Origin of the sequence: Paraburkholderia dipogonis (assembly GCF_046027395.1) — a bacterium.
GTDB classification, from domain to species: Bacteria; Pseudomonadota; Gammaproteobacteria; order Burkholderiales; family Burkholderiaceae; genus Paraburkholderia; species Paraburkholderia dipogonis_A.
This window is the reverse complement of the sequence record NZ_JAQQEG010000012.1, coordinates 140748-166355: the sequence shown is the minus strand read 5'-3', so window position 1 is coordinate 166355 and position 25608 is coordinate 140748. Positions and strand designations below refer to the sequence as shown.

21 protein-coding genes and 2 pseudogenes are annotated in these 25608 nt (G+C 62.4%); 17 read left to right on the top strand and 6 right to left on the bottom strand.

Annotated features, from left to right (window positions below; all coding sequences use genetic code 11):
- The first annotated feature begins 306 nt into the window (after window positions 1–306).
- Together PQR32_RS14530 and PQR32_RS14525 are read left to right on the top strand one after the other, a co-directional pair.
- The gene (locus PQR32_RS14530) at window positions 307–948 is read left to right on the top strand and encodes a glutathione S-transferase family protein (RefSeq protein ID WP_408227645.1); all 642 of its coding nucleotides are present in this window, start codon (window positions 307–309) and stop codon (window positions 946–948) included.
- Window positions 949–996: 48 nt separating this feature from the next.
- Entirely contained in the window at window positions 997–1620 is a 624-nt protein-coding gene (locus tag PQR32_RS14525) for an FMN-dependent NADH-azoreductase (RefSeq protein ID WP_408227642.1), read from the top strand.
- A 245-nt stretch (window positions 1621–1865) separates the two neighbouring features.
- Here PQR32_RS14525 and PQR32_RS14520 read toward each other — a convergent pair.
- Window positions 1866–2066, bottom strand: a pseudogene (locus PQR32_RS14520) (c-type cytochrome); the annotation flags it as partial.
- A 290-nt stretch (window positions 2067–2356) separates the two neighbouring features.
- Here PQR32_RS14520 and PQR32_RS14515 point away from each other — a divergent pair.
- The 3 genes from PQR32_RS14515 to PQR32_RS14505 all read left to right on the top strand — a co-directional run bounded on the left by PQR32_RS14515 (window position 2357) and on the right by PQR32_RS14505 (window position 6076).
- The gene (locus PQR32_RS14515; RefSeq protein WP_408227639.1) at window positions 2357–3754 is read left to right on the top strand and encodes an MFS transporter; all 1398 of its coding nucleotides are present in this window, start codon (window positions 2357–2359) and stop codon (window positions 3752–3754) included.
- Between the two features lie 34 nt (window positions 3755–3788).
- A complete protein-coding gene (locus PQR32_RS14510) occupies window positions 3789–4856 on the top strand; it encodes an amidohydrolase family protein (protein ID WP_408227636.1) in 1068 nt (355 codons plus the stop codon).
- A gap of 116 nt (window positions 4857–4972) precedes the next feature.
- Complete coding sequence (locus PQR32_RS14505; protein WP_408227633.1) at window positions 4973–6076, top strand: porin; 1104 nt, start codon at window positions 4973–4975, stop codon at window positions 6074–6076.
- Here the strand turns inward: PQR32_RS14505 and PQR32_RS14500 are convergent.
- Window positions 6073–7089, bottom strand: coding sequence for a LysR family transcriptional regulator (locus tag PQR32_RS14500; RefSeq protein ID WP_408227630.1), 1017 nt, complete (start codon window positions 7087–7089; stop codon window positions 6073–6075). The two genes, PQR32_RS14505 and PQR32_RS14500, sit on opposite strands and share 4 nt — an antisense overlap.
- Window positions 7090–7141: 52 nt before the next feature.
- Here PQR32_RS14500 and PQR32_RS14495 point away from each other — a divergent pair, with 52 nt between their 5' ends.
- The 4 genes from PQR32_RS14495 (at window position 7142) to PQR32_RS14480 (ending at window position 11660) form a co-directional block, all read left to right on the top strand.
- Window positions 7142–8560: an MFS transporter gene (locus PQR32_RS14495; RefSeq protein WP_408227627.1), complete on the top strand. Its 1419-nt coding sequence runs from the start codon at window positions 7142–7144 to the stop codon at window positions 8558–8560.
- A gap of 260 nt (window positions 8561–8820) precedes the next feature.
- Window positions 8821–9573, top strand: coding sequence for a GntR family transcriptional regulator (locus PQR32_RS14490; RefSeq protein WP_408227624.1), 753 nt, complete (start codon window positions 8821–8823; stop codon window positions 9571–9573).
- Window positions 9574–9657: 84 nt separating this feature from the next.
- Window positions 9658–10710 (top strand): Rieske 2Fe-2S domain-containing protein, encoded by a 1053-nt coding sequence (locus PQR32_RS14485; RefSeq protein WP_408227621.1) that lies wholly within the window; start codon window positions 9658–9660, stop codon window positions 10708–10710.
- Window positions 10707–11660 carry a PDR/VanB family oxidoreductase gene (locus PQR32_RS14480; protein ID WP_408227618.1) on the top strand — a complete coding sequence of 318 codons (954 nt, stop codon included), beginning with the start codon at window positions 10707–10709 and terminating at the stop codon, window positions 11658–11660. Before PQR32_RS14485 ends, PQR32_RS14480 begins: the two co-directional genes overlap by 4 nt.
- Here the strand turns inward: PQR32_RS14480 and PQR32_RS14475 are convergent.
- Window positions 11657–12751 carry a LysR family transcriptional regulator gene (locus PQR32_RS14475; protein WP_408227615.1) on the bottom strand — a complete coding sequence of 365 codons (1095 nt, stop codon included), beginning with the start codon at window positions 12749–12751 and terminating at the stop codon, window positions 11657–11659. The genes PQR32_RS14480 and PQR32_RS14475 overlap by 4 nt on opposite strands.
- On the opposite strand from PQR32_RS14475, the gene ilvD reads away from it, so the two are divergent.
- The 8 genes from ilvD (at window position 12711) to PQR32_RS14435 (ending at window position 22663) form a co-directional block, all read left to right on the top strand.
- Window positions 12711–14426, top strand: coding sequence for a dihydroxy-acid dehydratase (gene ilvD / locus PQR32_RS14470; protein ID WP_408227612.1), 1716 nt, complete (start codon window positions 12711–12713; stop codon window positions 14424–14426). The two genes, PQR32_RS14475 and ilvD, sit on opposite strands and share 41 nt — an antisense overlap.
- 1 nt (window position 14427) lies before the next feature.
- Window positions 14428–15813 (top strand): MFS transporter, encoded by a 1386-nt coding sequence (locus PQR32_RS14465; protein ID WP_408227609.1) that lies wholly within the window; start codon window positions 14428–14430, stop codon window positions 15811–15813.
- Window positions 15803–16708, top strand: coding sequence for a TauD/TfdA dioxygenase family protein (locus tag PQR32_RS14460; RefSeq protein WP_408227606.1), 906 nt, complete (start codon window positions 15803–15805; stop codon window positions 16706–16708). The genes PQR32_RS14465 and PQR32_RS14460 overlap by 11 nt, the downstream gene beginning before the upstream one ends.
- Window positions 16709–17992, top strand: a complete 1284-nt coding sequence (locus tag PQR32_RS14455) for an aconitase X (RefSeq protein ID WP_408227603.1) — start codon at window positions 16709–16711, stop codon at window positions 17990–17992.
- Window positions 17989–18447 carry an aconitase X swivel domain-containing protein gene (locus PQR32_RS14450; RefSeq protein WP_408227600.1) on the top strand — a complete coding sequence of 153 codons (459 nt, stop codon included), beginning with the start codon at window positions 17989–17991 and terminating at the stop codon, window positions 18445–18447. Before PQR32_RS14455 ends, PQR32_RS14450 begins: the two co-directional genes overlap by 4 nt.
- Before the next feature lie 62 nt (window positions 18448–18509).
- Window positions 18510–19811 carry an FAD-dependent oxidoreductase gene (locus tag PQR32_RS14445; RefSeq protein WP_408227597.1) on the top strand — a complete coding sequence of 434 codons (1302 nt, stop codon included), beginning with the start codon at window positions 18510–18512 and terminating at the stop codon, window positions 19809–19811.
- Window positions 19812–19954: 143 nt separating this feature from the next.
- Window positions 19955–21349, top strand: coding sequence for an MFS transporter (locus PQR32_RS14440; protein ID WP_408227594.1), 1395 nt, complete (start codon window positions 19955–19957; stop codon window positions 21347–21349).
- Between the two features lie 123 nt (window positions 21350–21472).
- Window positions 21473–22663 (top strand): porin, encoded by a 1191-nt coding sequence (locus PQR32_RS14435; RefSeq protein WP_408227591.1) that lies wholly within the window; start codon window positions 21473–21475, stop codon window positions 22661–22663.
- Window positions 22664–22708: 45 nt separating this feature from the next.
- Here PQR32_RS14435 and PQR32_RS14430 read toward each other — a convergent pair.
- From PQR32_RS14430 to PQR32_RS14420, 3 genes and pseudogenes are all read right to left on the bottom strand, one after another.
- Window positions 22709–23032, bottom strand: a pseudogene (locus tag PQR32_RS14430) (N-acetyl-gamma-glutamyl-phosphate reductase); the annotation flags it as partial.
- Window positions 23033–23250: 218 nt separating this feature from the next.
- Entirely contained in the window at window positions 23251–23673 is a 423-nt protein-coding gene (locus PQR32_RS14425) for an organic hydroperoxide resistance protein (protein WP_408227588.1), read from the bottom strand.
- A 177-nt stretch (window positions 23674–23850) separates the two neighbouring features.
- On the bottom strand, window positions 23851–25563 hold the full coding sequence (locus tag PQR32_RS14420) for a thiamine pyrophosphate-dependent enzyme (protein ID WP_408227585.1): 1713 nt from the start codon (window positions 25561–25563) through the stop codon (window positions 23851–23853).
- Window positions 25564–25608: the final 45 nt, after the last annotated feature.

The following is a 25608-nucleotide window of genomic DNA, read 5'->3' as shown; positions in this document are numbered from 1 at the left end:
GCGCGCTTGATTCGGCGCGTGGCAAATATACGCTCGGTAAACTGTCGTCAAGGTGCTCGCCGCCGAGGGGTTAAGTACGTCGACTTTCTTGATAGCCGATGCTGTCGAGACCAGCTTCGGGAGAAGTATCCGCAACCCAGGCTGGAGATGGCGCTGGCCGACCGGATGTCCGTATCCGGAGTGGGAAGGGGTATAGGATAAGCGTTACCGACGGGCGTCCGGGTTCGTCTTTCTCGAATCAACACGCCTGCCGACATTATCCGAATGAACCGGATCACTTGCCGCCCTTCTTACAAGGAAAGCTTCATGCTGAAAATCCATCACCTTGGTCACTCACAATCGGAACGGATCGTCTGGCTTTGTGAAGAACTCGAGGTTCCCTATGAGCTCGAAAAATACACGCGCGACCCGGTCACGCAGTTGTCGCCGCCGGAGCTCAAGGCACTACATCCACTCGGCGCTGCACCGCTCATCGAAGCCGACGGAGTCTTGCTTGCCGAATCGGCCGCGATTGTCGAATTTATCCTCGCTCGATATGGTCACGGACGTTTGCAGCATGGGCCCGACCATCCCGATTTCGCTTCCTATCTCTACTGGTTTCACTTCGCCAATGGCAATCTTCAGCCGGTAATGGGTCGATCGATGTTCATTGGGCGCTGCGGCCTGACACCGGACCATCCGATTCAAGTGTCGGTGCAGGGACGACTGGACAAGGTGCTCGCGCTGATCGAAGCGCGGCTTGCACAGAACGACTATCTCGCTGGAAGCGCGTTCACCGCGGCAGACATCATGAGCGTCTTTTCGCTGACCACGATGCGCCTGTTTCATCCTGTTGATTTCAAGCCTTATCCGAACATACTGGCGTATCTTCAGCGCATCGGCGGACGGGCTGGGTATCAGCGGGCGATGACTAAAGGCGATCCCGACTTGACGCCGATGCTGACATGACTTCGCGGCGGGATTCGCTCCTTCTCCAACTTACCTTTGCGAGGACTTATGCATCTTCTTCACGTGATTGGTTCGCCACGCACAGGGCGCTCGGCCTCTCGGCAGGTCGCCAACGCCTTCACTGAAGTCTGGAAGGAACGACATCCCGAGGGGACGGTCGACGAACTGAACGTCTGGGAAATCGACCTGCCCGTTTTCGACGGGCCGGTGCTTGAAGCAAAATACGCGGGCATCGAGGGCCGGCCGCTCGATCCTGCGCAGGCCGACGCATGGCGCACCGTCGATACGCTTGCCGGGCGGTTCCGACAGGCAAACGTCATTCTCTTCAGCGTACCCATGTGGAACTTCGGCATCCCGTATCGCCTCAAGCATCTGATCGATGTCATATCACAGAAGGACGTGCTGTTTACATTCGACGAAAGAGGATTGAACGGCCTGCTTGGTGGAAGGACGGTGGTCACGATCGCGGCGCGAGGCGTTCAGCTTGGAGCGGATTTTCCGCAGGATCAGTTCGACTTTCAGACCACCTATCTGACCATGTGGTCGCGTATGGTTGGAATCACCGACGTACGTGTGATCAGTGTCGAGAAAACGTTGGCAGGCCCCGAGCAGGACCATGCATCCCGCAATGAGGCGAGCGAAAAAACCCGCGAGCTTGCTCGCGGTTTGTAAGTAGGGGTTGCAGTTTTCCTTCCGTCCGCGCGTCCTCGTGCGACGAACGCGATTGCCAATTTCAAATCAACCCGCAGGCAGGAATGACCGCACGGTCGCAAGGTGGTGACAGCCCGAAACAGGTCGGACAGCGCCATTGACAGCAACATGCGGCGAAGCAACCGTTTGAAAGCGGCATACTTTCCTCACGAAAGCAGCGTCAGAATATCAACGTTGAAACTGAAGCTCGCCGTCGCCGCGCCGAATCAGACCCCGATACATCGTTGCCATAAGTCTCGTGAAGCGGTGGAGGAGGGTGCGGGAAAGAGGCCGCGCAGTACGTTGACGATGACGTAGGGTGCGGCTTCGACTGCCGGGCTGTCAGCGAGCGCCGGGTAGTGACCCGCGCCCTGTGCGCCTTTTCCATCCGGCATATGGCATCCGGCGCAGGTAGCGTTGTAAAGCGCTTCGCCGCGATCGCGTCTGCAAGGCCGAGTTGGATCAGATCATCTGTGTCCAACCACCCACGTTCGGGAGCGAAAACGATCCGCACGAAGCCGACAAGGCTCTGGCGCGGTAGCGGACGACTCCCGGAACGGTACTTCGCGTGGGCCGCGCCAGTTGCACAAGGCAGTCCGACCAGATATTCCAATTAAGAAAGTCTGAGGCCGTTTTTTTCAGTCGTCTTTCTTGTCAGGCATATCCATACTGCGTCTACTAAAACATGTTGGCCGAAGAGAAGGCTAAGGAGACTCGCTTGACACCCCCAGACTCTCTCAATCTATCAGATGCGATCGACGCTCGACCGGTCCATCGCTTCCAGTTGCTCGTTTTCGCGCTGTGCTTTCTGTGCCTGCTCGCCGATGGCTTCGATGCTCAGGCGCTCGGCTACGTCGTTCCGGCGATGAGCAGGCAGTGGAACATCGCGCCGTCCACTTTTGCGCCCGCATTCTCGGCGGGACTGGTCGGCATGGCATTCGGCGCGCTTGGCCTTGGATCGATCGCAGATTATGTCGGCCGCCGGAAGATCATCGTCATATGCACTGCCATCGTCGGCGCGGCGACGCTTGCGATGTCTTCGGTGAGTTCGCTCTCGGAATTGATGGTGTTGCGCTTCGTCGCGGGCATCGCGCTCGGCGGAATCATTCCCAACGCACTGGCGCTGTGTGCCGAATACAGCCCGAGTCGCCTGCGGGCCCTCGTCGTGATGATCACCGCGTGCGGCATTTCGGTGGGGTCGGCGCTGGGTGGCCTTGTTGCGGGAGCGCTTCTGAAAAGCCACGGCTGGCCGATCGTGTTTCAGATCGGCGGCGCGCTCTCGCTCGCGCTTAGCGTTATCGCGCTGCTTGCGTTACCCGAGTCGATCCGGTTTCGCGCTCTGCGCGAATCGAAGGGGGCCGAGCTTGCGACACTAATGCGACGCGTCTGTCCGGGACTGCAGTGCAATGAGCACACGAGCTGGGTCGCCAACGAAGAAAAGGCGCCTGGCCTGACGGTGCGGCATCTGTTCGCCCAGGGCCGCGCTGTCCCGACGCTGCTGATCTGGGCGATCTATTTCACCTGCCTGCTGCAAATCTATTTTTTCGCAAGCTGGTTGCCTACCGTGCTCACACGCGCCGGCGTTTCGATGCAGTCGTCGGTTTATGCGACCTCCGCATTGCAGATCGCCGGCACGGTCGCGAGCATTGCGCTCGGCACCGTGCTTGAACGCTACAACCCCGCGCGAGTGCTGACGCTTCTGTTCCTGTTTGGCGCGGCTTCGATTGGCGCGATTGGCCTGTCCCTCGACAGCCCCTATCTGCTGATTGCCGCGACCGCTGGTGCCGGAGTCGGCGTCGTCGGCGGGCAGGCCGGCACGCATGCGATTGCGAGCCGCGTCTATCCGACCTTCATGCGCTCGACTGGCATGGGTTGGGGACTTGGGATCGGACGGATCGGCTCGGTCGTCGGTCCGCTCGTCGGCGGCATGCTGCTTGCGATGAGCTGGCCCGCACAGGATCTGCTGTTCCTCGGCGCGCTGCCCGCGCTGGTGTCGGCGGCAGCGGCGTTTGCTCTGTCCCGTCTCTTTTCACGCGATAACACTCACTTCAGACATCACGACCGGCAGGAGCCGGATGCGGCCTGCGGGCCGTTGCCGGTCGCGAAGCGCACTTGATCCGTCGTATCTATTTTCCAGAGACCATCCAGACATGAACCATCCTGAAACGAAACAGGCACTTCGCCCAGCCAAGGCTGAATACGCCCGCATCGCCACCGAGGAAGCATTCGCGCCCGCGGAAATGCTGGAGATGTACAGGAAGATTCTCCAGGGACCCGATCCCGATCCGGGCTTCGTCAGCCTCATGGGTTTCTACATGAGCAGTCAGAGCGCACGCGCACGGCATATCATTGAATGCCTGCAAGACCTCGGCGAGAAACGGCTGCAGCACATGGACGAGGCCGGCATCGACAGGCAGATCATCGCGCTGACCTCGCCCGGCGTGCAGATCATGGATGCAGAGTCCGCCGTTTCGTTTGCGCGCACCGCGAACGACGAACTTGCTGAGGCTGTACGCAACCATCCGACGCGCTTTTCGGGCATGGTCGCGGTGGCGCCGCAAAATCCGCAGGAAGCGGCGCGGGAAATCGAGCGCGGCATCAAGCAACTCGGGCTGACCGGCGTGATCATCAATTCGCATACGCACGGCGAGTATCTCTCCGACCAGAAGTTCTGGGAGATCCTGGAAGCGGCCGAGGCGAACGACGCCCCCATTTATCTGCATCCGAATACGCCGCCGCGCAACATGATCCAGCCGTTCCTCGAATGCGGACTCGACGGCGCGATCTATGGCTTCGGCGTCGAGACGGGCATGCACGCGCTACGGATGATCACCGCCGGCGTATTCGACCGGTTCCCGAAGCTGCAGGTGATCCTCGGCCATATGGGCGAAGCGTTGCCGTTCTGGGCCTATCGACTCGACTACATGCACCGCGCGACGGTGGTGTCCGAGCGCTATGCATCGATGAAACCGCTTAAGAAGAAGCCGAGCGACTATCTGCGCGAGAACTTCGTCATCACCAATAGCGGCGTTGCCTGGGGACCGGCGATCAGGTTCACTCAGGACTTGCTCGGCATGGATCGTGTGATGTATGCGATGGATTATCCGTACCAGCACGCCATCGACGAGGTCATTGCACTGGACGGCTTGCCGATGAGCATGGCCGACAAGAAGCGCTTCTTCGAAACCAACGCGCAACGCGTGTTCCGGATCAAGTAACGCGCATCAGGCTGCCGCCCATCGCGGCCGCGGCCTTCCCTATCCGATAACAGCGTGCCTGACACCGCGGGCGCACGCCCGCGGCGCGTCTGCACGTGCATAAAAATGGAGACCAGATGAAAAAAGTCCTGTTGAGTATGACCTTGCTGGCACTCGCTAGCACCCAGGCATTCGCGCAAAGTTCAGTCACGCTATACGGCAGCGTTGACGCAGGCGTGACTTACGTGACCAACGAACGCGGCGGCAACAATGTGCGGCTCGATACGGGCAACCGCTCGCCGGATCGCTGGGGCTTTCGCGGAGTTGAGGACCTCGGAGGCAATCTCAAGGCGATTTTCGTGCTGGAAAACGGCTTCAATCTGAACGACGGCAGTTTCAAACGCAGCGGCGTTCTCTTCAGCCGTTATGCGTATGTCGCGCTTTCCGCCCCGCAGGGTACGCTCACGCTCGGCCACATTCCCGACTTCATGTACGAGTATCTGCGTGCGAGCAGCAGCGGTTTTCTCGGTTCGTCGTATTTCTTCCATCCGGGCAATCTCGACAACCAGGCGAACCAGTTTCAGATCGACAACGCGGTCAAGTATGAAACGCCTGCGTTTCACGGCTTGACGCTAGGTGTGATCAACGGATTCGGCGGTCAGCCAGGCGACTTCAACGCTGGCCGTTCATACAGCTTCGGTGCGCGCTATGCGAATGGTCCGGCGCTGCTGGCGGCGGCCTATACGGTGTCGAACAACCGCTCGTTCAACCTCGGGCAGACGCTCGGCCTCAGCAGCCTGCTTGGACAGAGGCTGAGCGCGAATCCGGCAGCACCCGGTGCAACCTACGCGATGTTCAACGCGGATCAGACGCGCAGCTATGGCGTTTCCGGGCGCTACACGGGCAGCCTGTTCGGGCCGCACGCGATGTATTCGAACGTCAAGTTCACCACGCCGCACGGCACCGCTTCGATCTGGAGCGCGGAGGGCGGTCTCGACACCTTCCTTTCGCCCTTCGATACGGTCGGGGTGTCATACGCGTACTCGAAGCTCGATGCGAATCACTGGAATCAGTTCAACCTGATCTATATGCACTTCCTGTCGAAAGCAACGACAGTCTATGCGGCCGCGGCCTGGCAGCGCGCGGGCGGCGCGGCGCAGTTTGCCGTGGTGAATGGGTTGTCGCCGTCGAACAGCAACACGCAGGCGGTGGCGCGGATTGGTCTGCACCACTTTTTCTAAGGCGCTGGCGAAGGTGGAACCTGCGCCTTCAGACAGGCGATGAACGACTGGGTCGCGAGATTGGGTGGCCGGCTTGCGCGAATCGCATAACCGACGTCGCCGAAGCTCCAGCGTTCGCCGACGTCGAGCCGAACGAGGAGCCTTGCCGTCAGAAAAAGTTGTGCGAGACCCGCCGACATGAAGCCTAACGATCGCTGGTCCATCAACAGGCCCATGTTGGTGATCGGTGAAAGCGATTCGATCAGGTCGGCTGGCAATTGCAGGCCGGCGCTGGTGAACAGTCGATCGATCTTGACGCGCACCAGCGACTCGCGCGGCGGAATGATCCACGGATACGACTGCAATTCGTGGAGGCCAAGCGCGCGACGTCCAGCGAGCGGGTGTTCGCTGCCGGCGACGACGTACAGCGCGTCCTCATAGAGCACCTGGTAGGCCACCTGGTCGTTCGATCCTGCTGATGCGGGCGGCACGGCGCCGATGACGATGTCGATCCGTCCTTCGACCAGATAGCCGTACAACTGCGCGCGGTCGCCGACGACAATCGACACGCCGATGTTCGGATGGCGGGTACGCAGTGCGCGAATGGCGTCGGGCAGGAGGCGCGAGCTTGCAGTGGTCAGCGTGCCGATCGCGACGTGGCCGGCGTCGCCCAGGCGCAGCGCGTTAAGCGAATCTGTCATGTAGCGCATCTCGGCGAGCATCACGCGGGTGTGCTCGCCCATGCGAAGACCGAGTTCGGTCGGGCGCACGCCGCGGTTGGTGCGCTCGAACAGCTTCGCATCGAAGAAGCTTTCGAGATCCTGGATCGCCTTGGTGATTGCCGACTGGGTCATGCCGAGACGTTGGGCCGTCACCGCGAATGAGTGGGTCTGAAGTACGCTGTCCACGATCAGCAACTGGTTGAGCCGCAGCTTGCGCGCGAGGCGCAATGGTGCGAATGCGTGGAGCGGACTGGCGCTGGCTGGCTCGTGCGTCCCGGGTGTGGCGAGTCGAGTAGCAGGGCGGTTGGGCATGTGAGATGGCTGTGCGTGTGATCAAACAGCAAGTATGAGTGGAAGACACCAAATGATGAAACGATTTGCATACGCCCGTCTGACGGTTGCCCGCGACGGCGCAGGCCGTGCCGAATCGCGCGCACGCAGGTGGGCGGTTCTGTCGATACTGCTCGGCACATTTCTCGGCAATCTCGACGCGTCGATCGCCAATGTTGCGTTGCCGACGATTGCGCACGACCTGTCGAGTTCCGCCGCCGATGCGGTGTGGGTTGTCAACGCGTATCAGCTCGCGGTCGCGGTGGCCGTTCTGCCACTGGCGTCGCTTGGCGAGATGCTTGGCTACAAACGTGTCTTTCTTGGCGGTCTGGCGATATTCACGCTGGCGTCGATCGGCTGCGCTACGGCGTCCAGCCTGCCGTTCCTGATCGCCGCACGCGCGTTGCAGGGCCTCGGCGGAGCATGCGTGTCGACCATCGTGCCGGCATTGTTGCGCAAGGTTTTTCCGCCGGGTCTGGTCGGCCGCGGCGTCGCGCTGCTGGGTTTGACCGTTGCGGTATCGGCGGCGCTGGGGCCGACCGTCGCCGCCGGAATTCTCTCGATTGGCGGATGGCGGTGGCTCTTTGCGATCAACCTTCCGCTCGGCGTTTTCGCGATGGGGCTGGCAGGCGCGATTCTGCCGCGCAGTGAACCCATGCCGCGCCGTTTCGATTGGACCGCTGCGCTCCTCAATGCGGTCACGATTGCGCTCTTCATCATCGGCGTCGGCGGCCTGGGTGCCCCAAATGGCGAAAGCGGGGGAGCCGGTGACAGCGCGTATCTCGTGCCTGCCCTCGAGATCGTGCTTGCGTGTCTTGCCGGAGCGGCGCTCGTCCGTCACCAGCGCGGGCGCGCCGCGCCGTTGCTGCCGCTCGACCTGCTGCGCATTCCGGTCCTGTCGCTATCGGCGCTCACCTCGATCTGCTCATACACGGCGCAGGCGCTCGCTCTTCTGGCATTGCCATTCATGCTGCAACACGAGTTCGCGCGCAGTGCGACGACAACCGGGTTGCTGATTACCCCGTGGCCATTCGTGATCGTCTTCGTCGCGCCGCTTGCGGGACGGCTCTCGGAACGCCATGCGCCGGGTCTTCTTGGCGGCATTGGACTTGCCATCATGACACTCGGCCTTGTGTTGCTCACTGCGCTGCCGTCCGCGCCATCGAATCTGGACATCGTGTGGCGGGTCGCGGTCTGCGGCATGGGCTTTGGCTTTTTCCAGACGCCGAACAACCGGATCATGCTCACCTCGGCGCCGCAGGAGCGCAGCGGCGCGGCGGGCGGCTTGATGACCATGTCGCGGATGGTCGGCATGACGTTCGGTGCGGCGCTGGCTGTCGTCATCTTCGACATTTGCGGGCCGCATGGCGCATCGATTGCCCTTTTCTTCGGCGCGATTTCGTCGGCGTTGGGCGTGGTCGCGGGCGCCGTGCGCGTGACGAGGGCACGTTAATGGAACTCAGGGCCGCTGGATTGTATACATTAGTTTTAAGATGTCGCATCTAATCCTAGGGATTACCCGCAAATAAGCGGGATTTCCATTGCGAGTGTCGTTGTGATGTATACAATAAAGTCAAAGTACATCGCACAGACCCAAACATGAGCCACAGCCGTTTGCCCTCGGGCGCGACTCACAATGTTGAAGCGCCCCACGCTGCCGATGAATCGTCGCCGGCTGATCTCGATAGCCGCGAAGGGGCTGAAGCATCGGATATGCATCGAGCCAAAGTCCCGGGAAGCGCATCACAAACGGAACGGGCGCTTCTCGGTCTGCGCGAGTTGATCGTGGAAGGTCACCTGCAGGCGGGTGCCCGAATTTCCGAACTATGGGTGGTCGAGCGTCTGGGCGTGTCGCGCACGCCCGTGCGCGCCGCGCTGATTCGCTTGCAGGATGAAGGGCTGCTTGAGCCAATTGCATCGGGCGGTTTCGCGGTGCGTTCATTTACCGTCACCGAGATCGGCGACTCGATCGAGTTGCGCGGTACGCTCGAGGGCCTCGCAGCCCGACTGGCGGCCGAGCGCGGCGTCGATCCTGCGCACCTGCAGAAGTTGCACCAATGCGTCGACGAGATCGACTCGATCCTCGCCGGCGAACTGACGGACGACACTTTTTCGGCCTACGTCGATGCGAACCGGCGTCTACACGCGCTGCTCGCAGCCGCCTGCGACAGCGGCGTCATCGAGCGTCAGATCGACAAGGCGATGACTATGCCATTCGCTTCACCGAGCGCATTCGTGATGGTGCAGTCGATCGATGCGAGCGCGCGTGAAATGCTGTTGATCGCGCAGGCGCAGCACCGCGCAGTCGTCGAGGCAATCGGCAACCGCGAAGGCGCGCGCGCCGAGGCGTTGATGCGCGAACATGCGCGCATTGCCCACCGGAACCTGCGAGCCGCGCTGGAAAATCAGAAAGCGATGAAACGGGTTCCCGGCGGAAGGCTGATTCGCCTGCCTGTCGGCCGTTAAGGCGCCCGCCTTTGGCGGGCGGGCGCACCCACCCGTGTTGCCACAATATCAAGTTCATACAGTTAGTACTCCGAGGAGACGTCGATGCACCTGAAAAATACGTGGTATGTAGCCTGTACGCCCGATGAGATCGACGGCAAGCCGCTCGGCCGCACGATCTGCGGCGAGAAAATGGTGTTCTTCCGCGGACCCGAAGGCAAGGTCGCCGCGGTCGAGGATTTCTGTCCGCATCGTGGTGCGGCGCTATCGCTTGGCTTTGTGCGCGACGGCCAACTCGTCTGCGGTTATCACGGTCTCGTGATGGGCGCGAACGGCAAATGCGCGGCCATGACCGGACAGCGGGTCGGCGGCATCCCGGCGATCCGCCGCTACCCGGCCGTCGAACGCTACGGCTTCATCTGGGTGTGGCCCGGCGAGGAAGCGCTTGCGGACCCGTCGAAGATCCACCATCTCGAGTGGGCGGAGAACTCCGAATGGGCCTATGGCGGTGGCCTTTACCACATCAATTGCGATTACCGGCTCATGATCGACAACCTGATGGATCTGACGCATGAGACCTACGTCCATGCCAGCAGCATCGGGCAACCGGAGATCGAGGAAGCACCGCCGGCAACACACATCGATGGCGACACCGTGATCACGAGCCGCCATATGACGAACATCATGCCGCCCCCGTTCTGGGCCACCGCGCTACGCGGCAACGGACTCGCCGACGACGTCCCGTGCGACCGCTGGCAGATCTGCCGCTTCACGCCGCCAAGCCACGTATTGATCGAAGTCGGTGTGGCTCACGCCGGGCACGGCGGCTACGACGCGCCCAAGGAGCACAAGGCGGGCAGCATCGTCGTCGATTTCATCACGCCTGAGACAGACACGTCGATCTGGTACTTCTGGGGCATGGCGCGCAACTTCGCGCCGCATGACCACGAGCTGACCGCGAAGATCCGTGAAGGCCAGGGCAAGATTTTTTCCGAAGACCTCGCGGTCCTTGAAGCGCAACAACGCAACCTGCTCCTCCATCCGTCGCGCCGGATCATGAGCTTGAATATCGATGCAGGTGGTGTGCAGTCGCGCAAGGTGATCGATCGGCTTCTCAAACAGGAGCGCGAAGCCGCGGCGGAGGTGGCGGGCTCATGAAAGTCAGAATTACGCGTAAATTCGAAGTGGCGCGCAACATCAGTGCATTTGAACTGGCCGACCCCGCTGGCGCGTCGTTGCCGGCGTTTTCCGCGGGGGCGCATATCGACGTGCACCTTGGCCATGGTCTGACACGTCAGTATTCGCTCTGCAACAGTCCGGGCGAGCAGCACCGGTATCTGATCGGGGTGCTGCTCGAGCCGGCGTCGCGCGGCGGCTCGAGCGCCATGCATGGATTGCCCGAGGGCACGCTCATCGAGATCGGCGAGCCGAAGAATCACTTTCCGCTGTCGCACGAGGCAACAAATTCGATACTTCTTGCCGGGGGTATCGGCGTGACGCCGATTCTCTGCATGGCCGAGCGACTCGCGCATACCGGCGCTTCGTTCGAACTGCATTACTGCGCGCGCGAGCCAGATCGCGCCGCGTTTCGCGAGCGTTTCGACGAGCCGCATCTCAAGGCGCACACCCGTCTGTATTTCGACAACGCTCCGCTCGCTGAGCGTATCGACCTGTCGAAGGTATTGAGCGACCCCGAGCCGGGCAAGCATCTGTACGTCTGCGGTCCGGGCGGCTTCATCGAGGTTGTGCTCGACCAGGCGCGGCAACTCGGCTGGAACAGCGCGAACGTTCACCGCGAATATTTCACGGCCGCGCCGGCGAGCGGCAGTGCGGATGCGGACGGTGCGTTCCAGGTCAAGCTTGCGGGAAGCGGCCGGATCATTGATGTCGGAGCGGGGCAGACGGTGATCGAGGCCCTTGACGAAGCAGGCGTGATGGTCGCTACCTCGTGTGAGGAGGGCGTGTGTGGCACCTGTCTCACGCGCGTTCTGTCCGGCGAGCCCGATCACCGCGATGTCTATCTAACTGAAGATGAACGGCGTGCCAACGACCAGTTCCTGCCATGCTGCTCGCGCTCGAAGTCGCCGATGCTGGTACTCGATCTCTAGGAGCCGGATGCGGCCGCGCGTGGCCGCTTCGTATTGGCAAGCGGCTCGTGCTGTTGCGGCCCCTTCACGAGCTCGCTCATCGCCTCGCGCATCCAGCGGTTGGCGGGCTCGTGGTGAAAGCGCGAGTGCCAGTGCAGATGCAGGTCGTACTTAGGGACCGGGAACGGCAAGGGTAGCAGCTTCACGTTGACGAATTCCGCAAAGCGGCGCCCAACTGCGAGCGGCACCGCGGCGATCGTGTCCGAACCCGCCACGATGAACGGAATCCCCATGAAGCGGGGCAGGCTGAAGCGCACGTTCACGACGATGCCGAGCCGCGCCTGAGCGCGTTCGAGGATGTCCTGGGTGCGGCCCTCGGGGCGCACCATCGCATGCGATGCGGCAAGATACTGTTCGAGCGACAGCGTATCGCCGATGTGCGGATGATCTTCACGCGCGATACACACAAATGAATGCCGGTAGAGCGCCTTGCGCCGTATCGAAGCACCCTCCAGTCCCGGGAAATATCCCACCGCAAGATCCACTTCGCCCGAGCCGAGACCCTGTTCCAGTTCCGGCGTGCTGAGCGCCACGGTCTTGATCCGCACATTGGGTGCCTGCGCGTCGAGGTACCGCAACAGCCGCGGCAGGAAGACCATCTCTCCTATATCCGACATGCAAAGCACGAAAGTGCGAGACGATTCTCCGGGCCGGAATTCCGGCGCCGGCAGAATATCGTTCTGGACCAGTTCGAGCACCCGCGCGACAGGATCGATGAGCGACTGCGCGCGTGGGGTCGGCTCCATGCCGTGGCCCGTGCGAACGAACAGCGGATCCTCGAACAGGTCGCGGAGCCTGGCGAGTGCATAGCTCATCGCCGGCTGGCTCAGCCCGATGCTCAGGCCAGCCTGTGTCACATGGCGTTTTTTTGCCAGGGCATCGAACACTTTGAGCAGATTCAGATCGACTTGACGAATATCCATGGATTGGATGATACCTATCAGCGTTACATGATTGACGGATTTTAGCCCGCTTTTTACCATCGTCTTCAACAAAAAGGAGTGAGACACCATGTCCGAAGGACACAAGCCACAACGACCGTTGCGCAGCAATTTCCCCCGTGGGTCCTATCTCGGAGCCGTGCGCGCGGCGCAGTGGCGCAACCTCGGCATCAGCGAGGAAGACCTTGAAAAACCGAAGATCGCGATCGTCAACTCGTCGTCCGAACTCGCAACCTGTTTCAGTCACCTCGATGGCATTGCCGCGCAACTGAAGGACGCGATCCGCGCGGCCGGCGCGCTGCCGTTCGAGATCCGCACGGCAGCGCCGAGTGATTTCATCACCGGCGCGGGCGCACGCGGCGCCTATATGCTCGCGGCGCGCGATCTGGTGACCAACGACATCGAGGTGGCCGTGGAAGGCGCGCTCCTCGACGGCATGGTGTGCCTCGCATCGTGCGACAAGACCGTTCCGGGCCAGTTGATGGCAGCGGCGCGGCTGAACATTCCGAGCATCGTGGTGGCATGTGGCTATCAGCCGAGCGGCGAATACCGCGGCGAGCACGTCGATATCGAGGACGTCTTTGTCGGTGCGATGCACGCGCTGACCGGCAAGTTGTCGGAGGAAGACCTGATCGGCATGAGCCGCAACGCGATTCGTGGCCCCGGGGTGTGCTCCGGGCTCGGCACCGCGAATTCGATGCACATGGTGAGCGAGGCGCTCGGCATGTCGTTGCCGGGCAGCACACCGATCGCCGCCAACAGCGAGCGGATGTTCGCCTTCGTGCGCGAAGCGGGCGCGCGAATTGTGGAGATGGTGCGTGAGGACCTGAAGCCGCGCGACATCCTGACGCCGGGCGCGTTCTCCAATGCGGTAATGACGATCCTCGCGGTCGGCGGCTCGATCAACTCCGTCAAACACATGCAGGCGATCGCGGCAGAAGGACAGATCGATGTCGACGTCTACGCACTGTTCGAAAAGCATGCCGCGCGCATTCCGGTGCTGACCGGCGTGCGGCCGGTCGGCAGCGACACCATCGAACAGCTGGAAGCGGCCGGCGGCGGCAGGGCCGTCATGAAGCGCCTCGAACCGTGGCTCGATACCGGTGCGCTCACGGTGACCGGCCGCACGGTCGCAGACAATCTTCGACAGGTACGGGTGGCCGATGATGAAGTGATTCGCACGCCAGAGCGCGCATTTGCGAAGCAACCGGCGATCGTCCTGGTGCGCGGCAATCTCGCGCCGCAGGCGGGCATCGTCAAATTCGGCATCTCGCCTGACAAGGCGCGTGCGTTCACCGGCCCGGCACTCTGCTATTCCACTTCCGACGACGCAATCGCCGCGATCAAGGACGGCACGATTCAGCCCGGCGCGGTGGTCGTGATGCGCGGCGCCGGCGTGTGCGGTGGTCCTGCAATGGGCGGCGGCGCGTCGCGGGTGGTGTTCGCGATCGATGGTGCCGGCCTTTCCGGGAAAGTCGCGATGCTGACGGATGGTCATTTGTCCGGCCTCGTCTGCAAGGGCCTCGTGGTGGCGGAAGTCTCACCCGAAGCCGCCACCGGCGGACCGCTCGCGCTGGTGGAAGACGGCGACCTCATCAACATCGATCTCGACCGCCGCGTCTGCGACCTGCAGGTCGACGAAGCGGAGCTGCAGCGCCGTCGTGCGGCATGGCGGCGTCCCGCACCCGTCAACGATACCGGCTGGCTGAAGATCTACCGCGCGAACGTCGGCTCGATGCCGCAGGGTGCTGTCCTGACCGCCAGCAAGACCACGAAGGAGGTCTGAGATGAGCGCGCAGCCGACAGTTGATATCAACACGGTCATCGAGCGGCAGAAGGGCGGCGGCTTCGCCGTCGCGTTGATCCTTGCGATGGCGGCGATGATGCTGACCGAGGGCTATGACCTCGGCGCGATGGCATTCGCAGCCCCCGCGCTCAGCCGGGCGTGGCACCTCGGCCACGGCGCGCTCGGTCCTGTGTTCGGAGCGTTCGTGTTCGGCACGATGATCGGCGCGTTCGCGCTCGGCTATCTCGGCGATGTGATCGGTCGCAAGCGCACCATCGTGATCGGCAGTTTCGTGTTGTCGGCATTCACGCTCGCGGCGTCGCGCGCGACCGAACTTGACCATTTGCTGATCCTGCGCTTCCTGGCCGGCATCGGGATCGGCGGCGTGGTGCCCAACGCGATCGCTTACATGACCGAGTTCGCGCCGAAGCGAAGGCGCGCCACCTGGGTCACGCTGATGTATACCGGCTACACGATCGGCAGCGGCGTTGGCGGGCTGGTATCGGCGTGGCTGGTGCCGCGCTTCGGCTGGCAGATCGTGTTCGTGATAGGCGGGATTGCGCCGCTCGTGACGGGCTTGATGCTGTGGCTGACCGTACCCGAATCGATCCGTTTCCTGACGCTCAGGGGCGACCGCAACGACGAGGTCTCGCGCATCGTCAAGCGCCTCGCACCTGATCTCGCGATGGCACCGCAGACGCGTTTCGTCATCGGGCGGGAGTTGCAAGGCGCCGGGCGCTCGCGCCAGAACGCGTCGCTCCGGCTGTTGTTCACAGGCCGTCTGCGTGCGCTGACGCCGGTGCTGTGGGCCGTGTATATCGCCAACTCGATGGCGCTCTTCTTCCTCAATAGCTGGCTGCCGATGTTGATCGAAAGTGTTGGCCTGCCGCCCCAGCGCGCAGCGCTCGTGTCTGCGATGTTCCAGGTCGGCGGCACACTCGGCGGCCTTGCGCTGATGCGTTTCGTCGACACGCGCGGTGCCGTCATCATCACTGTACTGCCCCTGGTCGGCACGCCGCTCGTCGCGCTGCTCGGCGTCGGCATGCCCGAACCGATGCTCATCGCGGCCGTGTTCCTGATCGGCTTCGCCGTGGTCGGCACGCAGTTCGGCCTGAATGCGGTCGCAGCGCTCGCCTATCCGACCGCGTTGCGCGCCAAGGGAACCGGCGCGGCTGTTGGCATCCAGAAGATCGGTGCGATCTCCGGGCCGATGATCGGCGGAATGCTGCTGTCCGCGCACTTGCCGGTGCACCAGCTTTTTTACCTTGGCGCCGTGCCGGTTGCGCTGGTCGCTGTGCTGGCCTTCGTGCTCGGTCGCCTGCATCGCCCCGGCGACGATGACGTCGTCTCGGGCAACCATCAATCAGGAGCAGTCCATGTCGCTTGATGTCATCCCATTCGACCCGCAGCGGCCCGGCTTTGTCGGCTTCGCGAGTGGAATCGAACTGGCCGCGCCGCTCGCACCCACCGCGGCCCACGCCATCGATGCAGCGATGAATCAGTATGCCGTGCTGATCTTCCGCGGCCAGCCGCTCACGCCCGACCAGCAGCTTGCCTTCGCGCGCGCGCTGGGGCCGCTCGATCTCGGCTTCAAGCGAGTGGCCCGTCCGCACGCACGGCTCGCCTCGCAGGAACTCGCCGACATCTCGAACCTCGATGAGAGCGGCGAGATTGCCGATCGCGCCCACCGGCGCGTGGTCGGCAATCTCGCGAACCAGTTGTGGCATAGCGACAGCTCGTTCCAGAAGCCCTCCGCGCGCTATTCGATGTTGCACGCGGTCGTGGTACCGCAGTGGGGCGGCGCCACCGAGTTCGCCGACATGCGCGCCGCCTGGGACGCGCTGCCTGAGCACCACAGGCAAGAGCTCGAAGGACTCGAAGCTGAGCACTACGCGCTCTACTCGCGTTTCCTGCTTGGCGACACCGACTACAACGAAGCCCAGCGCAATGCGCTGCCCCCGGTCCGTTGGCCACTCGTGCGGAGCCACGCGGGATCGGGGCGCCGGCATCTGTTCATCGGCGCGCACGCGACACATGTCGTCGGCCAGACGATCGCCGAAGGCCGCGTGCTGCTGATGGACCTGCTCGAACACGCGACCCAGCGGCAGTTCGTCTATTCGCACGAGTGGCAGCCCGGCGATCTGGTGATCTGGGACAACCGCTGCACGCTGCATCGAGGGCGTCGTCACGACCTGTCGGCACGCCGCGAATTGCGCCGCGCGACCACGCTCGATGCGGATCACGACCCCATCGACTTTCAGCTTGCACAGGGAGCGGCATAAATGCGTCTGAACGATGAAGAACAGGCGATGCTCGATGGCCGTGACGGTCCGGCCGTCCAGCGCGCGATGGACCTGCTGGTGCGTTATGGCACGGCGCTGGGGGCAGAGCGCCTCGTCGATACGAACAACGTCTGCGGCACGGTTGGCGCGACGATGCCGTTCCTGCGCGACTATGCGACGAAGCACGGCGGCCTCGATGCGGTGTTTTCCGAGTTCAACCTCGACAGTCCCGATGTCGTCGCCGTGCCGAAAGCCAGGGTGTTCAGCAGCCATCTGCAGCAAGGACTCGATCCGGAGCACGCGGAACGGCAGAACGTCGGCACGGACATCGTGACGCTCTACCGCGCGGGCGAAGCCTATACGGCGAAGCTCGGTATCCAGCCGCTCAACACGTGCGCGCCATATCAGGTCGGCAACGTGCCGGTCAAGGGTGAGCACTGCGCCTGGATGGAATCGTCAGCGGTGATCTATATCAACGCGGTGCTCGGCGCGCGCACGAATGCGGAAGGCCGCGAAAGCGCAGGTGCCGCGATGCTGACCGGCAAGATCCCCTATTGGGGCCTTCACCTCGAAGAGAATCGCGGCGGTACACACCTGATCGAACTCGATATCGACGTGAAGACCGTAGCGGACTGGGGCCTGCTCGGCTACTACGTGGGCGAAATCGTGCAGGACCGTATCCCGGTGATCAACGGTCTGCGCCACGTGCCGAACCTGCCGAAGCTCAAGCACTTCGGTGCAGCGGCGGCGTCGTCGGGTGGCGTCGAGATGTATCACGTGGTCGGCCAGACGCCCGAGGCGCCGACGCTCGATGCGGCCATGCGTGGCCGCAAGCCAGTCGAAACGATCCGCTACGGCGAGGCCGAGCGCCGCCTCGCCTACGAGCGGGTCAACACGACGGCCAAGCATACCGAGGTCGATTTCGTGATGCTCGGCTGCCCGCACTACTCGATCGAGCAGATCTGGGAAGCGTGCCAGTTGCTCGAAGGCCAGCGCGTCAGCCCTGACACCGAACTGTGGATCTTCACGCCCAGGGCGACCAAACAGCTCGCCGATCAGGCGGGCTACACGAAGATCATCGAGGACGCGGGCGGCGTACTGATGACCGATACCTGTTCGTCGGTTGGCCGGGTGATGCCGAAAGGCACGCGCGTCGCCGCCGTCGATTCGGCGAAGCAGGCGCACTACCTGCCGGCGATCATGGGCGTAGAAGCCTGGTTCGGCACCACGGCCGACTGTATTCAGGCTGCGGTGACGGGGCGTTGGAGTGGAGCTTTCGCATGAGTACGGACACAGCGATGAACACTGAAAGCAAGAGCAAAACCATCGTCCTGCATGGCAGGAAAGTGGTCGGCGGCAGCGCCGAAGGGGAGGCGCTCGTCACTCGCGATCGCATCTCCGGCTGGGGCGGCATTGACCCGCGCACCGGCACCATCATCGAAACGCGTCACGAGCTGCGCGGCCAGAGCTTCGCCGGCAAGGTGCTGGTGTTCCCCGGCGCGAAAGGATCGTCGGGCTGGTCAAGCCAGTTCCATATCGCGCGACTCGCCGGTTCGGCGCCGGCGGCCATGCTGTTCAACGAAATGACCACCAAGATCGCCCTTGGCGCAGTGGTGGTGCATGCGCCCGCGCTCACCGGCTTCGACATCGATCCGCTCGATGTGATCGAAACCGGCGACTGGGTCAAGGTCGATGCGGAGCGCGGCATCGTCGAGGTCATCAAGAAGCAGCGCGGCTGAGGGCCGCAGCAGGGCCGGGAAGTCCGCGCATTTTTTGTCTTTGTCATATACGGAGAAACCTTTTGAAAACCAGCACCCGCACCGTCCGCCGCGACGCCAATTCGACCGGCTGGAAGATCGACGCCGATATCTGCGTCGTCGGGGCCGGCATTGCCGGCACCTCGGCTGCCCTTGAAGCCGCCGCGCTCGGCCGCAAGGTGGTACTGGTCGATAGCATGCCTGCGCTCGGCGGTCAGGCCGTCAATTCGATCATCGGTACGTTTTGTGGCCTGTTCTCGAATGGCCCGAAGCGCTACCAGGTGACGCACGGCATCGCCGACGGCATCCTGCGCGACCTCGGCGAGAAGGGCGCGCTGCATTACAAGGAAGGTCCGCTCACCACGGTCGTTCTGTACGACGAGGTGGCGCTCGCGCGCTGGATCGAGCAGAAGATTCTCGATGCGGGTATCACCGTCGTGCTCGGCGCAGTGCTGCGCGATGTCGTGCGTGAAGGTCGCCGGCTGCGTGAACTCGACGTCGCAACCCGTTATGGCGACGTGCGCGTGGCCGCGAACGGCTTCATCGATGCGAGCGGCGACGCGGCCCTCACGTGGCTCGCCGGTCTCGACTGCCAGGAGCCCGTGACGCCGGTCCAGGGCACGCAGATGGTCGTGCTGGAAAACCTCGACGAAACCGATCTGCCGACGCCTGCCGCGTTCCGCGAGCGTGTGGAAGCCCGGGCCGGCGCGTACGGGCTCGAGCGCAAGGACGGTCTCGTGTTCTACTTCCGCGGCCGTAACATCGGCATCGTGAATATGACTCACGTGGAAACGCCGCTCGAACCGATGGCGGCATCGAAGAGTGCGCTGGTGGGACGCAACCAGGCGGATAGTGCCTTCCAGTTCCTGCTCGGCGAGTATCCGCACATCTATAAAAACGCGCGGATTCGCAGCTACGGCTTGCCGGGCATCCGTCAGACGCGCTGGATCGTCGGCACGCAGCAGTTGACGTCGGAAGAAGTGATCTCCGCGACGAAATTCCCCGACGCTGTGGCGCGCACCTCGTGGCCGATCGAACTGCACGACCGCGCCGAGGGTTACGAGTGGAAACCCTTCGGCGACGATCACCTCCATACCGTGCCGCTCGGCAGCCTGCTGGCGAAGGATGCGGACAACCTGATCGCGGTCGGCCGTTGCATCGACGCCGATGCGACAGCGCTTTCCAGTGTGCGGGTAATGGGTCCTTGCATCGCGATGGGCGCGGCCGCGGCGCATTCGCTCGATCTCGCCGATGGCGGCAATGTCCATGAGATAGACCGCGCGATGCTGCGCGAGCGTCTCTACGACAACGTCGAGCGGATCGATCCACCGCATCTGAAGAACTGATGCCGGCTCGACAGATTTCCTGGGCGATGCACCGTGTGCGCAGAAGACACACAGCACGCCTGGCGGATCTCTGATCGCAATATTGAAGATTCGCCGCCTGTCGAAGTGACTTCGACTGCCGCTGCGGACGCAAAGGAGGAGACATGACTCAACTGGCAACTGACGGACGCACCGTGGACGTATCGCGTCTGATCGACGAACAGAAGGTCGGCTGGTTTGCGATCGTCCTGATTTTTTCGACGTGGCTCGTGATGCTCACCGACGGCTACGAACTGAGCGCGCTTGCGTTCGCCGCGCCGTCGCTAATCAAGGCATGGCACATCGAGCGAGGCGCGCTCGGGCCGGTATTCGGCGCAAACATCTTCGGCATCATGGTGGGGTCGATCCTGTTCGGCTATGTCGGCGACAGGATTGGACGCAAGCGCGCGATCCTGCTGGGTGCCTGCTGGTACGGCCTGATCACGCTCGCGACTGCGTGGACGACACAGGTCCCCGAACTGCTGTGGTTGCGCTTTGCGGCAGGTATCGGGATCGGCGGCGCCGTGCCGAATGCGTTCGTACTGGTCTCCGAGTTCGCGCCGAAGCGCCTGCGTGCAACCTGGGTCACGCTGATGTTCACCGGTTACACGCTCGGGGCAGGTTTCGGTGGTGGTGTGGCGGTGTGGCTGGTGCCGCATTTCGGCTGGCCAGCGGTGTTCGTGGTTGGCGGCCTTGCTCCGCTCGTGGTGGCTATCGCGGCCGCATTCGTGATGCCGGAGTCGCTGCGCTTCCAGGTGCTCAAAGGCTGGCCATTGCCTGGCATCGCCGCCACCGCGCGGCGCGTGCGGCCCGATCTGGGCCTGCCACAGGACGTGACCTTCGTCGTCGCGGATGAACAGAGGTTCAGCCAGTTCTCACCGCGACTTCTGTTTGCAGGTCGGCTGCGCTATGTGACGCCGGTACTGTGGCTTGCTTACATCGCGAATTCGATGGCGCTGTTCTTCCTGCAGAACTGGCTGCCGGTTCTCATCGAAGCCGTTGGCGTCGCACCGCGTCAGGCAGCCTTGATGACGACGCTATTCTCGATCGGCGGCACCGCGGGCGGCCTGGTGCTGATGCGTTTCGTCGACAGGCGCGGCGTGCTGCTGATCACGTGTCTTCCGGTCATCGGCTTTCCTCTGGTTGCTTCGCTCGGCATGGGACTCGACGCCGGCCTGCTCGTGGCCGCGGTGTTCGGCGTCGGTTTCTGCGTCGCGGGTACCCAGTCCGGTCTGAACGCCGTGGCGTCAATGGTCTATCCGACCAGATTTCGGTCGAAAGGCACCGGGACAGCAATCGGCATCGCGAAAATCGGGTCGATTGCTGGTCCGATGATCGGCGGGATCTTGATCGGCGCGCACCTGCCCGTGCAGGACCTGTTCCGCGTTGCATCGATTCCGGTTATCGCGGTTGCCGTGCTGTCGTTCGTACTCGGGCGGGTCTACCGAACGAACGGAGACGGGGAGCCATCGGAAGAGGGCGTGCATTTCCAGCCCGCTGAGGCTGCGGCTGACCACTGAGGTATCAAAGCTTCCACCTATCAAGGTATTGACCGCGCAGCGCCGGTTCCTTCGGTGCGTGTGGAGCTTGCCGACGTAGGACTCGAACGACAACAACATAACGAACCATACCGGAGATAGACAATGAAGACAGCAGTTTGCGCTGCTGCGGTTCTGTACGCCTGTACCGCGTCCACCGCCGCTCGGGCACAAAGCTCAGTGACGCTCTACGGCATTATCGACAACGGCATCGCCTATACGAATTCAGTGGCGTCGTCGATTACCGCGAAAGGCGCGCATCGCTGGTCCGCGGCGACGGGTTTCGGCAGCGGCGACCGTTGGGGCTTCTACGGGACGGAAGACCTGGGCGGTGGCATGAGTGCGGTATTCCGGCTCGAATCGGGGTTTAGCGGCATCAACGGCACGTCCTCGCAAGGCGGTCGGCTTTTCGGACGGCAGGCGTATGTGGGCGTGTCGAGCAAGACATACGGCACGATCACGATGGGACGGCAATATGACTACACGTTCGACTACGTGGCGCCGTTGTTGTCGTGGCTGCAGTTCGGAAGCATTTATGGCGCGCATATTGGCGATGTCGACGACACGTTCCAGACATTCCGCTTGAACAATACAGCCAAGTACGAAGTCTCTCCGCTCAGCGGATTGAGACTCGGTGCGTTGTATGCGTTCAGCAATCAGGCGGGGGGCGCGAACGGCGCGGGCTTTGCAAACAATCGCGCGTACGGCTTCGGGCTCGATTATGCCCATGGCCCGCTGCATATCGTGGCGAGCTTCCTGAATCTGAGTAACCCGTCTGCGGGCCTTGCGACGTCGACCAACCCGAACGGCACAGTCGGCGACGAATATAGCGGGTCGACCAGCATCTTCTATAACGCTGGCTTCGTCGAGCGGCAGCGCATCTATGCACTCGGCGCTGGCTACGCCATCGGCCCGGCGACGGTGAATGTCGTCGTCACGGATACGCGTCTCGACTATCGGGGCGCCCATCACCTGCGGGTGGACAACTACGAAATCAACGGCCGTTATCTGGTGACGCCGGCTCTTTCGGCGGGTATCGGATACATCTACACGGACGGGGACGGCTACACCGGCAGCGGCGCCACGTCGTTTGCCACGGGCGACCGGCCAAAGTGGCACCAGGTCAATGCGGGCATTAGCTATTTGCTTTCCAAGCGGACCGACGTCCACCTGTCCGCGGTCTACCAGCATCTGGCGGGAGACGCGAGCGTGGTTGCAATCAACGTTTTCGGACCGGCGGGGGTAGGACGGAACAGTCAGCTGGCGTTGATCGCCGGCCTGCGGCATCGGTTCTGACCGGGAGCGCCGCCTGGACGGCGGCGCGCGAACCTGTCGCGCGAGTCAACGGTCTTTTGCGTCGAGCGTGTTCGCCTGCTGCGTGAGCATCAGGTTCAGGTTCTGAACCGCAGCACCGGATGCGCCTTTGCCAAGATTATCGAAAACGGCGGACAGCAGGACGTGCCCGTGTTCCATGTTAGGAAATACGCTTAGGCGCATGTCGTTCGTACCGTTCAGCACTTGCGGATCCAGGTGCTTTAAGACGCACGATTCGTGCAGCGGGGAGACAAGTACGTGGGCCGCTTCAGCATAGTGGCGTGCGAGGCACGCATGTAACGTGGCGCCATCCACGTCGGGAGCCAGCAGCCGCAATTCCAAGGGCACCGTCTACCGCTCGGGCAACTGCATTGAGCCGTATTGCCGACTGCAGGCTGCCGGAGCCGGCAATATTAGAATTGCCCAAACCACTTGGGGAGACACGCGACCATGGCGCCGCCGATCCCGGCACAAAGCCAGCAAACAGAAGGATTGCAGCGGATATGCGACGCTTCGGGCGACACTGCATCCGCTGCTTGCACTTGAACAAGCGTGCGATGACGCGCGAATCAGACCAGCGTTAGCTTGACGTCGATGTTGTTGCGCGTCGCGTTCGAATAAGGACAGACGACGTGCGCCTTGTCGATCAGAGCTTGCGCCTGCGATCGGTCCATGCCCGGCAGCGAGATTTTCAGTTCGACTTCAATGCCGAAGCCAGTGGGAATCCGCCCGATTCCGACGCTGCCGTCGATGGCGACGTCCTTCGGCAAAGCGATCTTGTCGCGCGCACTGACGGTCCTCAGCGCGCCGATGAAGCACGCGCTATATCCCGCGGCGAAGAGTTGTTCGGGGTTCGTGCCACCGCCTCCGCCGCCGAGTTCCTGCGGCATGGCCAGCTTGAGATCAAGGTTGCTCTCGGGATCCGTCGCACGTCCGTCGCGGCCGCCGGTGACGTGCGCATGAGCAAGGTATAACACTTTTTCAATTGTCATTCTGGATTCCTTCGCGTATCAGGGCTGGTCGGAGGGAAGTGGTTTTAATCCGCGTGTTCGCCGGACGGCCAACTCAACTCCCTACGCATGGGATCAAATTGACGGGGCGGAAAGTAGCCCCGCCGTCAGGACAGCGTCGGCGCAACGCTTACTTTCCGTAGGCAAAATTGCGCCAGTTCAAAGGAAGTTTTCACGCACTATTTCCAGCACATCCGCCCCGCGGCCGTTGAGTATGGCGCGCGCCGAGTACAGCGCCATGCCGATCGCGGGCTTTGCTTCAAAGAACGGGGGTTTGACCAGTTCCAGCGGATTGACAATGACGTTAAGAAGCGCGGGACCGGGTTGGGACAGCCACTCTTGCACGGCCGTTGGAAGTTCAGAAGCGTTTCGAACCGTTTTCCCCCAAAGGCCAATCGCGTCGGCCACTTTGCCGAAGTCCGGATTCTTCAGGCGCGTGAACGTGTCGAGCATGCCCTCCGACTTCTGTTCGATTTCCACAAAGCCCAGCTTGCTGTTGTCGAACACGACGATCTTGATCGGCAAGTCTTCCTGGATCGTGGTGAGGAGTTCGCCGAAGAGCATAGAAAGGCCACCGTCTCCGCACATGGCGATCACCTGACGGTCGGGACACGCCTTTTGTAGTCCCAATGCACTCGGAAGGGCGGTCGCCATGGTGCCATGCAGAAGGCTACCGAAGATCTGACGTTTGCCGTTGACCTCGAGCAGGCGAATTGCCCACACCACCGGCGTGCCATCGTCCGCGCAAAAGAGCGCATCGTCGGCGGCATATTGGTTGATCACCGACGCCAGATATGAGCCAGGGATGGTGTCGTTGTGTCCGGGTACGAGATGTTTTTTTGCCGATGCCATGGTCTCGGCGTATCGCTTGACGTATTTCTCCTGGAACGAAGCGTCGTCCTTCTGCTCCAGGTGCGGCAGCAACGCCTGCAGCGTAGGTTGAATGTCGCCGACCGCACCCAGGGTGACATGATGTCGCCGCCCCAAATGCGTCGGGTCGATGTCGATCTGAATAATCGTGGCCTCATCGGGATAGAACTGACGCCACGCAAAATCGGCGCCCAGCAGCAACAGCGTGTCGCATTCGAGCAGGGCGTTGTAGCCGGCTTCGTTCCCCAGGATGCCCGTCATGCCAATGTTGTAGGGATTGTCCGGTTCAAGAAAGCACTTTCCGCGAGAGGTGTGGGCGACGGGTGCCTTGAGCCGGTCAGCCACCGCCATGATTTCGTCGAGTGCCCCCTCGCAGCCGGCCCCCGCATAAATTGCGATCTTTTTGCCGGCGTTGAGCGTCCGCGCGATCTCTTCGATTTCCGCGTCGCCCGGTCGGATGATCGGGCGACTATGATGAACGCGATAAGGGAAGTCTTCTTTCACTTCGCCGTGCGAGACGTCGACCGGCACGATCAGCACTGCGACGCCCCGCCTGGCCAAGGCGGCCTGACAAGCCATCACCGCTTTTTTCCTGGCCTGTTCGGGCGTCAGGATCATTTCGCAGAACACCGAACATTCCTTGAAGATCGATTTGAAGTCCACCTCCTGGATGAACTCAAACCCCATCTCACTCATCGCCACCTGACTTGCGATCAGGACGAGAGGAGCACGATTGCGATTGGCTTCATACAATCCGTTGATGAAATGCAAGCCGCCTGGACCGCAGCTACCCGCACATGCCGTCAGGTTATTCGTGTGCAGCGCCTCCGTGCCTGCCGCAAAGGCACCCGCTTCTTCGTGGCGAACGCTGACCCATTCAATGGAGCTGCGCTCCAGGTTCTCAGCAAACAGATTTAACGTGTCGCCTACGATGCCGTAGCAGCGCTTGACACCCGCCTGTTCGAGAACTTCGACAATGATTTCCGCAACCTTCTTGCCCATGTACGTCTCCGAAACGTGAGGTGATAGGCCATGCACGAGCCTGCG